Below are 13,763 nucleotides of genomic sequence, written 5' to 3' on the forward strand. Positions count from 1 at the left end.
CATACCATATCCTGTAGGACAAAGATACTGACTATCGGCGTGAAGACTTGAGCAGCGAGGCTTTGCGCAGAACGTGCAGCACGCTTTTCTCCAGCTCCTGATACGACATTGTAACTGCTCCCTTGCGGACGATAAAAATCAGATCCATTTGCTCCACCAATTCATGCTCATGATGGCGCACAATTTCCTTGACGATCCTGCGCATCCGGTTGCGGACAACTGCATTGCCGATCTTCTTGCTGGCCGAAATTCCAACGCGGAACTGCTCTACCTCTCTGCGGCGGAACCAGTACACCACAAACTGATGGTTGGCAAAAGATTTGCCATGGCGGTATACGCGCCCAAAGTCCGCCCGGTTTCGTAGACGCAATTTTTTTTGCACGGCGCTTCTCCTTGCTCATCTCTTTTACACATGCCGGCATGCCAATCCTTACCCCTTATATAGTAAGAAGTATGGACAACATTCCACCATGGTAATCTCGCTTATTTTACATCCATTTTCAAAAGCTTCATCTAATATAGATCAGGTTGCGGTGCTCCTCCCTCTTTTTTCACTGCATTTCTACAGACATAGGGAAAGCAAACCGCCCCATAAATACCTCCATTATGAAAAAAAAGACCACCGTAGTGGTCTTTATGCACGCATTACGCACTCAATACTTTTCTGCCTTTTTGGCGACGAGCTGCCAAAACTTTACGGCCATTCTTTGTGCTCATTCTTTTACGGAAGCCGTGAACTTTTTTACGCTTGCTGACATTCGGTCTGAAAGTCGGTCTCATTGTACTGCACCTCCTTACAAGGAATACGTTTTATATGGAATATACCTAACATAGCAATCTCCACAAAAAACACCTTTGTACATTTAACCATAAATAGCGGCCAAAGTCAATGTACAGCTTCATCTTCTCCCTCTAAATCACACAATCCTCTCCCTCTTTTTCATGACCAAAGATTTCGCTCCTTCATCCAGTTCACTGATCCCACGCTCCTTTCCCCTTTTTGATCGTGGATTCGTGGATTTGCTTCGACTTTCCTTCTTCAATATCAGCTTGTCTACATTTTGTGGTCCATCCACCACTCCTGTTCCTTACAGTTCGTTCTTCCTTCCTACTTCCTAATTTCTTTACACCGTCTTTTATTTTGAGATCGCATATTTCCAGGCATCATAACCATATCATTAAAAATATTGTCGGAAACGTTACCGGAAATTTTCAACAGGAAAAACGCCTCCTGTGACCAAAAGGTAACAGCTGTTATGCACAGATCCACAAAAAAAGCTGAATTGTGATTTAAATGGTCATAACCTGTGCATAACATTTTGAGACGAAAAAGAGTTATTGTCGAAAACTGAACAAATTATAAACAATATCTTGTGTTGTGAATAAAAATTGTACACAACAGATTGAATTTGTGGATAAATAACCACGAGTCATTGAAATACAAGGCTTCTTTTGCTATGATGATATTACTTTTGAATGTGAATATGTTGTTTTACCCTCCATATTATCAACACCCTGTGGATAAAGTTGTGAACAAGTTCAATTTATCCATCTTTTTATTTTTGTGCGGATTCGGGATTCTGGGGATATATTCTACATTTATCAATTGATTTCGACATATTGCAGTCCCGTTTTGGCCTGCGGGATCAAGAGAACGGATCGTGCCGCACATTCCCTCCTGAGAAATATCGCCTTTCTTCTGCCGATCAGCAGCGGATTTTTCCATTAGCTATTTTTCAGGACTATTTTGTGCTGCGTTCTCTCATCACACTGCCGCATGATTTAGGCGGCGGTATGTCTTTTTATGGCCTTCAACAACATTTTTGGGATTTTAGGCGTTTTGCCGAAGCGCTGGGAGCAGCCCTTTACAGCTTAAACGGCAAAATGTCAGGATTTAAAAGGAGTGACGTCTGTGGACAGCCATACCTCTGAACTATGGCAGCAAATTCTATCCATCATACAAACCAAGCTGAGTAAGCCGAGTTACGACACTTGGTTTAAGGCTACCAAGGCAGCGAAACTGAATGACCACTCCATTGTGATTTCTGCACCGACAACTTTTGCCGTGGAATGGCTTGAAAGCCGCTATACCAAGCTAGTCGGGGCAACGGTTTATGAAATTTTGGGCAAGCAGCTGGAGGTCAAGTTCGTCATTGAAGAGAACAAGCCCGCCGAGTTCGATCTCCAGCAACAACCTCAGCAGCAGCCGGTCATACATGAAGAAGCCGTGTCCCATATGCTGAATCCCAAATATACATTCGATACGTTCGTCATCGGATCGGGGAACCGTTTTGCCCATGCAGCATCGCTGGCCGTCGCCGAGGCGCCGGCCAAAGCTTACAACCCGCTGTTTCTGTACGGCGGCGTAGGTCTGGGCAAAACGCATCTGATGCACGCCATCGGGCATTATATTTTGGAGCACAACCCGGCCAGCAAGGTGGTATATTTGTCATCTGAGAAGTTTACTAACGAATTTATTAATGCCATCCGGGACAACCGTGGTGAAAGCTTCCGGAACAAATATCGTAATATTGATATTTTGCTCATCGATGATATTCAGTTTATTGCAGGCAAGGAGTCGACGCAGGAGGAATTTTTTCACACGTTCAATGCGCTTCATGAGGAACGCAAACAAATTATTATCTCAAGCGATCGTCCGCCTAAAGAGATCCCAACGCTGGAGGAACGGCTGCGTTCCCGCTTTGAGTGGGGATTGATTACGGATATTCAGCCGCCGGATTTGGAAACGCGAATTGCAATTCTTCGGAAAAAGGCGCGAGCGGAAAACCTGGATATTCCCAATGAGGCCATGATGTATATCGCCAACCAGATTGATACGAACATCCGTGAGCTGGAAGGGGCGCTGATTCGCGTCGTTGCCTATTCCTCGCTGACCAATCAGGATGTGACAAGTCATCTCGCGGCCGAGGCGTTAAAGGATATTATTCCTTCCAGTCGTCCCAAAATGATTACCATTCAGGATATACAGCATCAAGTCGGGGAATTTTACAATCTGCGCCTGGAGGATTTCAAAGCACGCAAGCGGACGAAGGCGGTGGCTTTTCCACGGCAGATCGCTATGTACCTGTCCCGTGAGCTAACCGACTATTCTTTGCCGAAAATCGGAGAAGCCTTCGGTGGACGCGACCATACAACCGTCATTCATGCGCACGAAAAAATCTCCAAATCCATTCAAGTGGATCAGGAGCTGTTCAAAGTTATCAACAGCCTAATCGAAAAAATCAAAAATCCAACCTGAACAAGTTCAGAGCCTATACACAACTTATACACATGTGGATAGGCTTGATTTTATTAGGCTTGCAGCGACTTATCCACATATTCAGTGCGCCTATTACTATTACTAATAGATTTTAAAGATATACATCACCTAAATAAGGCCCGCGTCAACGCGTGCTTGAAGGATTAAAACCCGTAGGAGGAACTTATGAAGATCAGCATTTTGAAAAACGTATTGAACGAGGCTATACAACATGTATCCAAGGCCATATCAAGTCGGACCACGATTCCAATTTTGAGTGGTATTAAGCTGGATGTGAATCATCAGGGAGTAACGTTGACTGCCAGTGATACCGACATCTCCATTCAATCCTTTATTCCTATGGAGGATGGTGACCAAACTGTCGTTCAAGTTGAACAACCGGGAAGTGTTGTACTGCCAGCCAAGTTCTTTGTCGAAATTATCAAGAAGCTGCCGTCTCAGGAGATCCGTATGGAGGTAAAAGACCATTTCCAAACCTTCATCTCATCCGGTGCAACCGAAATTCAGATGGTGGGTCTGGACCCTGAGGAATTCCCGGTGCTTCCAAGCATTGAAGAAAATCAGGTCATCTCTGTACCAGGCGATTTGCTCAAAAACATGATTAAGCAGACCGTTTTCTCCATTTCCACCCACGAAACGACACCTATTTTGACAGGGGTATTGTGGAATTTGGCTGAGGGCGAATTGAAATTTGTAGCAACGGACCGCCACCGCCTCGCCACCCGAAGCGCCCGTTTGGAAACGTCTGAAGGCTTGCGTTTCAGCAATGTTGTCATTGCAGGTAAAACGTTGAACGAGCTGAGCAAAATTATTCCGGATCAAAATATACTTGTGGATATCGTCGTAGCAGACAACCAGGTATTATTCAAAATTGACCGAGTTCTGTTTTATTCCCGCATTTTGGACGGAACGTATCCGGATACTTCTAGAATTATTCCAACCTCCTACAAAACAGAACTGATTGTGGATACAAAAAGTTTGAGCGAATCCATCGACCGTGCTTATTTGCTGTCCCGTGAGGAAAAAACGAATATTGTAAAAATGCAGTCGCTGGAAAACGGCGGCTTGGAGATTTCCTCCAGCTCGTCTGAGCTGGGTAAAGTACGCGAGGAAGTCACAGTCTCCAAATTTGAGGGAGAGCCGCTCAAAATCTCGTTCAATTCGAAATATATGCTTGATGTGCTGAAGGTGATTGACAGCGAGCAACTGACGATTGCTTTTACCGGCATTATGAGCCCCATCATTTTAAAACCGGCGGACTCCAGCAATGCGCTGTACATCATCCTGCCATATCGCACCACCAACTAACGTCTAGCGTCACCCACCCGAGAACAAGCGAAAGGATGAACAAGCCTTGAAACAGATATCTATACAGACCGAATACATCAAGCTCGATCAATTTTTAAAATTAGCCGATTGTGTTTCTACAGGAGGAATGGCCAAAGCTCTGTTGCAGGAGGGGCAAGTTCGTGTCAACGGTGAGCCGGAAGAACGACGCGGAAGAAAACTGTACCCGGGCGATACCGTAGAAGTAGAGGACAACGGAAGTTTCGAGATCACGGCAGGAGCATGATCGCCTGGTCGGCAAGGACTCCTTTTAGGTGCGGAGTAACAAGGGGGACCCTATGTGTTTGTGAACAACATTGTTTTGCAGCAATATCGGAACTATGAACAGCTGGAGCTGAATGAATTTGGGCCCGTTAATTTGCTGATCGGACAAAATGCGCAGGGCAAAACGAATCTGGTAGAGGCGATTTTTGTCCTGGCTTTGACCAAAAGTCACCGGACGTCGCGCGACAAGGAGTTGATCTCTTTCGGGGCTACCTCGACTCACATTGCTGCGGATGTAGATAAGAAATACGGAAAAATCAGGCTGGATCTGTCGTTATCCACACAAGGAAAAAAAGCGAAGATCAACGGACTGGAGCAGCGAAAGCTAAGCGACTTTATCGGTTCGCTGAATGTCGTTATGTTTGCACCTGAGGATTTGGAAATCGTCAAGGGAACGCCGGGGGTTCGCCGCCGGTTTCTTGACATGGAAATTGGACAGGTTGCTCCAGGATATCTGTACCATTTGCAGCAATACCAGAAAGTGCTGGTCCAGCGTAACAATCTGCTCAAGCAAGCTTGGGGCAAAGATATGGCTTCCGTACAGCTCATGCTGGAGGTATGGAATGAGCAACTTGTTGAGCACGGTGTTAAAATTGTTAAAAAGCGGAAACAATTTATAACAAAGCTACAAAAGTGGGCTCAGGCCATTCATGAAGGGATCGCTGGAGGAGCTGAAGAGTTAAAATTAACCTATGTTCCCTCCTTCAGCGAGCCGGAGGAAGAAGATGAAGCTGTCTTATTGGAGCGATTTATGATAAAGTTATCCCAAATGAGGGAACAGGAAATCCGCCGTGGTATGACTTTGGCAGGACCCCATCGTGATGATTTGGCCTTTGCCATTAACGGCAGGGAAGTGCATACGTATGGCTCTCAGGGGCAGCAGCGGACGACTGCCCTGTCCTTGAAGCTGGCTGAAATTGAATTAATCCATGAGGAAATTGGTGAATATCCTGTCCTGCTGCTGGATGATGTTCTATCCGAACTGGACCCCTACCGTCAGACCCAACTGATCGAGACCTTCCAGAGCAAGGTGCAGACCTTTATCACGGCAACCGGTATTGAGACCTTGAATGCAGAACGGCTCAAGGATGCCAGTATTTACCACGTCCACGACGGGCATGTGGAACACTAAGGAGTGAGTGACCGCTATGTATATTCATCTGGGTGGAGAAAAAATCATCCGCTCGTCAGAGCTTGTGGCTATTTTCGATATCTCGATTGAAAAATCCTCTAAAATCTCCAAGCAGTACGTGAACCACGCCCAACAGCAAAAGCATGTCGAGATGATTGGTGAAGAGGAAGCCAAGTCCATCGTGGTGACTCAAAATACGGTGTATTATTCCCCCATCTCCTCAACAACTCTCAAAAAGCGGGCAAACCAGTTTGTTGCCAATGCTTAACCATAGAATCTATAGAAGTAGGTGAAAGGCATGTCTATGAATCAACCGTCTTATGATGCGGGTGAGATTCAGGTCCTGGAGGGCCTGGAGGCGGTTCGGAAACGTCCCGGGATGTATATCGGTTCCACCAGTGCCAAAGGGCTCCATCATCTGGTCTGGGAAGTTGTGGACAACAGCATTGACGAAGCGCTGGCAGGCTATTGTGACAGCATTCAAGTTGTCGTTCACGAAGATAACAGCGTCACCGTTACAGATAACGGACGCGGTATTCCGGTAAGCGAACACGCCAAAATGAAAAAATCTGCGCTGGAAGTAGTCATGACTGTACTTCACGCAGGTGGTAAATTCGGAGGTGGGGGGTACAAGGTATCCGGCGGTCTGCACGGCGTTGGTGTATCCGTAGTGAACGCCCTCTCCAGCAAAATGATCGTTCACGTTAAACGGGATGGACATGTGTATGAGCAGGAGTACCATCGTGGTGCTCCGCAGTATGATGTCAGAGTCATTGGCGATACGGACGAAACCGGTACCCAAACGACGTTTTACCCGGACGATCAAATTTTTACAGAAACGACTGTATATGACTATGATACGCTCCAAACGCGGATTCGTGAGCTGGCTTTCCTGAACAAAGGAATTGCGATTAGCCTGACCGATGAACGGACTGGCGCCAGTGATACGTTCCACTACGAGGGCGGAATCAGTGAATACGTACAATTTCTGAATCAGAAAAGAGAAGCGCTTCATGAGCAACCGATCTATGTCGAAGGCTCACGCGATATGATTCAAGTCGAAGTTGCGCTGCAATATAACGACAGCTATACCGAAAATATTTATTCTTTCGCTAACAACATCAACACCCATGAAGGCGGCACCCACGAATCTGGCTTCAAGAGCGCATTGACCCGGATCATTAACGATTATGCACGCAAAAATGGCTTTATCAAGGACAACAGCGCCAACCTGACGGGTGACGATGTGCGTGAAGGACTGACAGCGATTATCTCCGTCAAAATCCCGGAACCACAGTTTGAAGGTCAGACCAAAACGAAGCTGGGTAACAGTGAGGTACGCGGGATTGTCGAATCCCTGTTCGCAGAGAAACTTCAGGAATTTCTGGAGGAAAATCCGTCTGTCTCGCGCCGCGTTGTTGATAAATCATTACAAGCAGCCCGTGCTCGTGAGGCTGCACGGAAAGCGCGTGAGCTGACTCGTCGTAAAAGTGCGCTGGAAATCAGCTCTCTCCCAGGTAAGCTGGCAGACTGTTCCTCCAAGGATGCGTCGATTAGCGAACTGTACATCGTCGAAGGCGATTCAGCGGGCGGATCGGCCAAGCAAGGCCGTGATCGTCACTTTCAGGCTATTTTGCCGATTCGAGGTAAAATCCTGAATGTCGAGAAGGCACGTTTGGATCGTATTTTGTCCAGTGATGAAATTCGGTCAATGGTAACGGCTATGGGAACGGGGATTGGCGACGACTTTGATATTGCTAAAGCTCGTTATCACAAGGTCATTATCATGACCGATGCGGACGTCGATGGAGCCCATATTCGGACGCTATTGCTGACATTTTTCTATCGGTACTTGCGTAAAATTATTGACGCCGGTTATGTCTATATTGCTCAGCCGCCGCTGTTTAAGGTAGAGCGCAATAAGGTCGTACGTTATGCAAACTCTGAAGCCGAACGTGATGCTATCATCAGTGAATTCGGAGAAAATGCGAAGTACAACGTACAGCGTTATAAAGGCCTGGGTGAAATGAACGCAACCCAGTTGTGGGAAACGACAATGGACCCTGAGAGCCGTACAATGCTTCAAGTTACCATCAGTGATGCCATGCTGGCTGATACGATGTTCGATACCCTAATGGGCGATAATGTTGAACCGCGTCGCGACTTTATTCAGGAGCACGCTAAGTACGTGAAAAATCTTGATGTTTAATACATGATGTGATTTTAGAAAGAATTCACCAAGGGGCGCTCAGATGGAGCGTCCCTTGTCTTGTCATTAACCCGTCGGAGAAAATTTGAATATTTAATTTCAAAGCTTTACGCCTTTTTCTTAGTGCGTGCAGGCTTACCCGTGGATGCTGTATAACGGCCGTAGCCTACAGCATACCTGAATATTTTATGATATAGGCTTTTGTTGGGCAGGGAAGAGAACACCTTAATGGCTGGCATCGTATTTACTTCCAAAATCCACGGATAGATTTGCTGATCCAGTCCTATATCCAAACCAATTTCCTTCAAGCGGGGGTACCTCTTTTGCAACTGCCAAGCTACCCGCTCGCCCATTTTCGATAGCTTTTGCTCCAGCCGTACCGCTTCCTTTACATCCAGATATGGAGCTACCAGTTCATTGAAAAAGCGTGTTGTGCCTCCGCTGTGATGATTGGTGACGACTTTGTCGGGAGCAGCAACACGCCCTATGATGAGCGTCGTTTCCCATTGCTTTCTTAAGTTCATCTGCGTTAATACTCGTAGATCAAAGGGTCGTGCATCATGATGAAGAAGGGGGATTCCTCGTTGAATTAGATAGGGACGCTTCCGTATGCGGTGAGAAACTGCTTTATGCAGGTCTTCCAGATTTTCGAAGGTATGGGTCTCTACCTCATAACGGAGGATGTACCACGTTCTTTCTCCGATAATTCCCTCTTCATTCGGCGGAAGTGGTTCAGTGAGTCTCTCTGCCCGCATAACCCCTTTCCCATAAGTACCGTTATCCGGCTTAATATAGACGGTTCCGTACAATGCCAGCATTTCATTCAAATGCTCCATTGCATACAAACGTGTTTCCGGTACATAAGCGGACAACATTGAATTGGGGAGAATGATATTTGTTTTGGTCCACTTACTGGATACTCGTTGAATAGACAAGTATTCTCATCCCTTTCTTTTGGAAATGTAAGCTACGTTCATGGAAATTACAACGCTTGAACAAAACAAGGGAAACTAAAGGACAAGTGCGTAAAACAATGATATAATAGAGAAATACGGCGTTTTTTCGGAATTGTGCTCAGTTAACCCTGACCGTATACGTATTGTATGTGGAAAAGGCCTTCAGGGTGGGGGCTAATCCCCAGTTCGGGGGAATTTGTCATAATCATGACCTGTGAGTTGTATGATGGGTAGCCATCTGCTGCTCATAGCAGGGCAATCACTGAGAGTTTTACGCTGTAAAGCGGACAGATGCGTTTAATTGTGCTCTTTTTGTGAAAGTAATATAATTATACAGATGAGGATTTCAGCCAAAATCCTGCGCACAGAGCGGAGTATATAGGCAGTGTCTTGTTAGGCTTTTCACATAGAGAGCAATGTATTGAAGGATGAGAAGGAGGACCAGCATGGCGGATCAAAAAAACTCGCAAATCATCAACAGGGATATCGGAGTGGAAATGCGCGAATCCTTTATGGATTATGCCATGAGTATTATTGTTAGCCGTGCCTTGCCTGATGTGCGGGACGGACTGAAGCCGGTACACCGACGTATTTTGTTTGCGATGTCCGAGCTAGGCATGTCGCCAGACAAGCCATACAAAAAATCGGCAAGAATCGTCGGTGAAGTTATCGGTAAATATCACCCTCATGGTGATACGGCCGTATACGATACGATGGTTCGGATGGCGCAGGATTTTTCCTTGCGTTATATGCTGGTGGACGGACACGGTAACTTTGGCTCCGTTGATGGAGATATGGCGGCTGCGATGCGTTACACGGAAGCACGATTGTCGAAGATCGCGATGGAAATGCTGCGTGATCTGAACAAAGAGACCGTTGATTTTATGCCGAACTACGATGGGGAGGAGAACGAGCCGGTCGTGTTGCCTGCACGTTATCCTAACTTGCTGGTGAACGGTGTCGGCGGGATTGCGGTCGGAATGGCTACTAATATTCCTCCGCATAACTTAGGAGAGGTTATTGACGGTGTACAAGCACTGATTGAGAACCCTGACATTACACCGATGGAACTGATGGATTATATTCAAGGGCCGGATTTCCCGACAGCAGGCTATATCTTGGGACGCTCGGGCATTCGTCAGGCATACCAGACCGGCCGCGGATCTGTAACTATGCGTGCGAAGACCACCATAGAAGAGATTGGCAATAAAGCACGGATTATCGTGCATGAGCTGCCTTACCAAGTAAATAAGGCTCGTTTGGTCGAAAAAGTTGCTGAATTAGTACGTGACAAACGTATTGAGGGCATCACCGATCTGCGGGATGAATCAGACCGTACGGGCATGCGTGTCGTTATGGAGTTGCGCAGGGATGTGAACCCGAACGTTGTTCTGAACAATTTGTTCAAGCATACGGCAATGCAGTCCACTTTCGGTATCAATATGCTCGCAATTGTAAATAACGAGCCGAAGATTCTGAACCTGAAAGATGTCTTGTATCATTACCTCAAGCATCAGGTTGAAGTCATTCGTCGTCGTACAGAATTTGATCTAAAAAAAGCCGAGGCCAGAGCACACATTCTGGAAGGCTTGCGCACTGCCCTTGACCATCTGGACGAGGTCATTGCATTAATTCGTTCCTCACAGACCGCAGAAGCAGCACGTGAAGGATTGATTGAACGGTTCTCGCTGTCTCACGAGCAGGCTCAGGCCATTCTGGATATGCGTCTGCAACGCCTGACTGGCTTGGAACGTGAGAAGATCGAGAACGAATACAATGAGTTGTTGCAAAAGATTGCGGAATACCGCGAAATTTTGGCCAACGAGCATCTGGTGCTTAACATTATCAGCGAAGAGCTTAATGAGCTAAGAGGGCGTTTCGCAGATGAACGCCGTACTGAAATTACAGTGGGTGAAGAGAGTATTCTGGACGAGGATCTTATTCCGCGTGAGGATGTTATCATTACTGTAACCCATACCGGATATATTAAGCGTCTTCCCGTGACTACTTATCGTAGTCAAAAACGCGGCGGTCGTGGTGTAGTGGGGATGGATACCAAGGATGAGGATTTCGTAGAGCATCTGTTCATTACGAATTCACATCATCATTTGTTATTCTTCACCGACAAGGGGAAAGTATATCGGATTAAGGCCTATGAGATTCCTGATCTGAGCAGGACAGCCCGGGGGACACCGATCATTAACCTGATTCAAATTGAGCAGGGCGAGTCGATCAATGCGGTCATTCCAATTGAGGAATTTGTAGAGGACAGCTACCTGTTCTTTGCTACTCAGCAAGGGATTATCAAGAAGACACCGCTCGATAACTACGCTAATATCCGTAAGGGCGGCTTGATTGCTATCAACCTGCGTGAGGATGATGCCCTGATCGAAGTGAAGCTGACCGATGGACAGCAGGAAATGATCATTGGTACGGCGCAAGGTATGTCTATTCGCTTCCCTGAGAGTGATGTACGTTCCATGGGTCGTAGTGCTACTGGGGTTAAAGGTATTACTCTCGACAAGAGTGACGCTGTAATAGGCATGGATATTGTTGATACTAGCCTGGATATCCTGATCGTAACGGCCAAAGGATATGGCAAACGTACGCCTGTAGTGGATTACCGTATTCAAAGCCGTGGAGGTAAGGGGATCAAGACGATTAACGTCACAGATAAAAATGGTCCAGTTGTCGGCCTCAAGGTTGTAAAAACCGAAGAGGATCTAATGATCATTACAGCCAGCGGAACTTTGATTCGGACCAGCATGGAAGAAATTTCGACGATGGGTCGGAATACACAAGGGGTAAGGTTGATCAACATCCGCGAAGATGATTCAGTTGCTACCGTTTGTCGTGCGAACAAGAATGAGGAGCAAGATGAATTGCTAGATGAACTGCTTGATGAGCAGAATACTAACCTAGAAGTTGGTGAGGGTGCATCTCCATCAACAGATGATTCAGCCCTTGGGACGGATGTAGAAGGAACACAAGGTAACGATTCGGAGCCTTCTGAGGACGCATAACAATCCACCGATATAAACAGTGGTATTGGTTTCTAAATGACGGGGAAGACTCCTTGGCCATTGGTCAGGGAGTCTTTTTCTATTGCCGAAAAATGAATACAGCAAGTATGCTACAAATCATATAAAATGAATGTACAGGAGCAAGTTCAAGTAATATAATGACTTAATAAAAACTGACAGCTAGAGCTGCTGCTATGAGAACAGAGAGGTTGACCATGACAACAGTTTCCGTATCCGAATTAAAAGCAGGACTAAGATTGCAAAGCGACGTATTTACTGAAATGGGCAGCTTGCTGCTTCCGAAGGGCCGTATTCTGCTACCGCGTGATTTGGAGATTTTACAAGCGTTCCTGATCCAGCAAGTAGAAGTAGGGCCTGATGGTTTGGAAAAAGCTGGTGAAGATCATGCTACTGCCCGAGCTGGAGCGCCTGAATCGCAATTCCCTTCGCTAGAGGAGCGAGATGAGTCCGTTTTATTTCAGGAAGAGTACGACAAAATGGTGATGCTCGTGAAAAATGCGTTCCAATCGGTGCTCGTATCTAATTTATCCATATATGAGTTGCGGGGGCAGCTGGAAGCCTTGCTGGTATACATCCAGCGCTATAATGTAATGACATATTCTCCGCGTGCCATGATTGAAGTTGATTATATTTTTCATAATGCGGTCCTAACCTCTCTGACCTCGTATTCTATTGCTCAATGGATTGGCTTGCCCCAAAAGGACTGGATGCAGGTTGCTTTTGCCGGATTACTCCATGATATTGGGAATGCTAAAATGGACCCGGACATTCTGTACAAGCCTTCTACATTAACGTGGGAGGAGCAGGAAGAAATTCGACAGCATACCTCATTAGGCTACCAATTACTCAAAAATGTGAAGGCCATTAATGAAGGAGTACGTCTGGCAGCTCTTCAGCATCATGAGAAAGTGGATGGTACCGGATATCCATTGCGACTCAAAGGGGAGCAAATTCATATTTACGCTAAAATCGTTGGAGTGGCTGATGTATTCCATGCCATGACGCTGGAGAAGACCTACCGACCAGCACAATCCCCGTATCTGGTACTGGAGCAAATCAAATCGGAATCCTTTGGTAAGCTGGACCCGGGTGTTGTACAGGTTTTCATCCAAAAGCTTACTCAATTCAATAACGGAACCAAGGTGCGTCTGAATGATAGCCGTACAGGGGAAATCATATTTGCCGATCGAGACCATCCGACACGTCCGTTGGTGCAGGTAAACGGAGAAATCGTTAACTTAATGCTTCAAAGAGAGCTTTATATTGAGTGTATTGTTACTTAAGTACTTTTTTTTGAAAAAACAGTTGCACAATATAATAAAAGTATGATATATTATTTCTTGTCGCTTCTAGTGTTATCAAATAAGAGTGAAAAACACTTTTTAAAAAAAGTGTTGACACAACTGAGAAAAACATGATATACTATAAAAGTTGCTGAGGGGATGAAAGAAACCCTAAAGCAGACGCGAAATGTTTGATCTTTGAAAACTGAACAACGAGTGAGTAAATGATTTTGTTCGCAAAATCAACC

12 protein-coding genes are annotated in these 13,763 nt (G+C 46.0%); 9 read left to right on the plus strand and 3 right to left on the minus strand.

All coding sequences use genetic code 11. The features are described 5' to 3' along the window. Positions 1–31 precede the first annotated feature (31 nt). Together rnpA and rpmH are read right to left on the minus strand one after the other, a co-directional pair. Positions 32–382: a ribonuclease P protein component gene (rnpA, locus tag C1I60_RS06470; RefSeq protein WP_137060980.1), complete on the minus strand. Its 351-nt coding sequence runs from the start codon at positions 380–382 to the stop codon at positions 32–34. Positions 383–645: 263 nt separating this feature from the next. Next, positions 646–780 (minus strand): 50S ribosomal protein L34, encoded by a 135-nt coding sequence (gene rpmH / locus C1I60_RS06475; protein WP_007433250.1) that lies wholly within the window; start codon positions 778–780, stop codon positions 646–648. A gap of 840 nt (positions 781–1,620) precedes the next feature. Between rpmH and C1I60_RS24750 the strand changes: the two genes are divergently transcribed. From C1I60_RS24750 to gyrB, 7 genes are all read left to right on the plus strand, one after another. Continuing rightward, positions 1,621–1,932 carry a hypothetical protein gene (locus C1I60_RS24750; protein WP_137060981.1) on the plus strand — a complete coding sequence of 104 codons (312 nt, stop codon included), beginning with the start codon at positions 1,621–1,623 and terminating at the stop codon, positions 1,930–1,932. Beyond that, positions 1,913–3,259: a chromosomal replication initiator protein DnaA gene (gene dnaA, locus C1I60_RS06485; protein WP_137060982.1), complete on the plus strand. Its 1,347-nt coding sequence runs from the start codon at positions 1,913–1,915 to the stop codon at positions 3,257–3,259. The genes C1I60_RS24750 and dnaA overlap by 20 nt, the downstream gene beginning before the upstream one ends. Positions 3,260–3,445: 186 nt before the next feature. Then, complete coding sequence (gene dnaN, locus C1I60_RS06490) at positions 3,446–4,588, plus strand: DNA polymerase III subunit beta (protein WP_137060983.1); 1,143 nt, start codon at positions 3,446–3,448, stop codon at positions 4,586–4,588. A 46-nt stretch (positions 4,589–4,634) separates the two neighbouring features. Then, the gene (yaaA, locus tag C1I60_RS06495; protein ID WP_137060984.1) at positions 4,635–4,853 is read left to right on the plus strand and encodes a S4 domain-containing protein YaaA; all 219 of its coding nucleotides are present in this window, start codon (positions 4,635–4,637) and stop codon (positions 4,851–4,853) included. Positions 4,854–4,907: 54 nt separating this feature from the next. Beyond that, on the plus strand, positions 4,908–6,023 hold the full coding sequence (gene recF, locus C1I60_RS06500; protein WP_137060985.1) for a DNA replication/repair protein RecF: 1,116 nt from the start codon (positions 4,908–4,910) through the stop codon (positions 6,021–6,023). A gap of 16 nt (positions 6,024–6,039) precedes the next feature. After that, the gene (gene remB / locus C1I60_RS06505; protein ID WP_007433255.1) at positions 6,040–6,291 is read left to right on the plus strand and encodes an extracellular matrix regulator RemB; all 252 of its coding nucleotides are present in this window, start codon (positions 6,040–6,042) and stop codon (positions 6,289–6,291) included. Positions 6,292–6,321: 30 nt separating this feature from the next. Beyond that, the gene (gene gyrB, locus C1I60_RS06510; RefSeq protein WP_137060986.1) at positions 6,322–8,232 is read left to right on the plus strand and encodes a DNA topoisomerase (ATP-hydrolyzing) subunit B; all 1,911 of its coding nucleotides are present in this window, start codon (positions 6,322–6,324) and stop codon (positions 8,230–8,232) included. 107 nt (positions 8,233–8,339) lie between these two features. Here the strand turns inward: gyrB and C1I60_RS06515 are convergent, their stop codons facing one another. After that, complete coding sequence (locus C1I60_RS06515; protein ID WP_137060987.1) at positions 8,340–9,167, minus strand: YheC/YheD family protein; 828 nt, start codon at positions 9,165–9,167, stop codon at positions 8,340–8,342. A 467-nt stretch (positions 9,168–9,634) separates the two neighbouring features. Between C1I60_RS06515 and gyrA the strand changes: the two genes are divergently transcribed. Both gyrA and C1I60_RS06525 read left to right on the plus strand, forming a co-directional pair. Beyond that, a complete protein-coding gene (gyrA, locus tag C1I60_RS06520) occupies positions 9,635–12,211 on the plus strand; it encodes a DNA gyrase subunit A (protein WP_137060988.1) in 2,577 nt (858 codons plus the stop codon). A 215-nt stretch (positions 12,212–12,426) separates the two neighbouring features. Beyond that, on the plus strand, positions 12,427–13,515 hold the full coding sequence (locus C1I60_RS06525) for an HD-GYP domain-containing protein (RefSeq protein ID WP_137060989.1): 1,089 nt from the start codon (positions 12,427–12,429) through the stop codon (positions 13,513–13,515). Positions 13,516–13,763: the final 248 nt, after the last annotated feature.

The sequence above is a fragment of the Paenibacillus terrae genome, assembly GCF_005217525.1.
Taxonomy (GTDB): Bacteria; Bacillota; Bacilli; order Paenibacillales; family Paenibacillaceae; genus Paenibacillus; species Paenibacillus terrae_C.

What these genes read in the sequence shown, in the direction of transcription:
- rpmH (WP_007433250.1), bottom strand. Translation starts at nt 780, where the DNA reads ATGAGACCGACTTTCAGACCGAATGTCAGCAAGCGTAAAAAAGTTCAC.
- dnaN (WP_137060983.1), top strand. Translation starts at nt 3,446, where the DNA reads ATGAAGATCAGCATTTTGAAAAACGTATTGAACGAGGCTATACAACAT.
- remB (WP_007433255.1), top strand. Translation starts at nt 6,040, where the DNA reads ATGTATATTCATCTGGGTGGAGAAAAAATCATCCGCTCGTCAGAGCTT.
- gyrB (WP_137060986.1), top strand. Translation starts at nt 6,322, where the DNA reads ATGTCTATGAATCAACCGTCTTATGATGCGGGTGAGATTCAGGTCCTG.
- gyrA (WP_137060988.1), top strand. Translation starts at nt 9,635, where the DNA reads ATGGCGGATCAAAAAAACTCGCAAATCATCAACAGGGATATCGGAGTG.
- C1I60_RS06525 (WP_137060989.1), top strand. Translation starts at nt 12,427, where the DNA reads ATGACAACAGTTTCCGTATCCGAATTAAAAGCAGGACTAAGATTGCAA.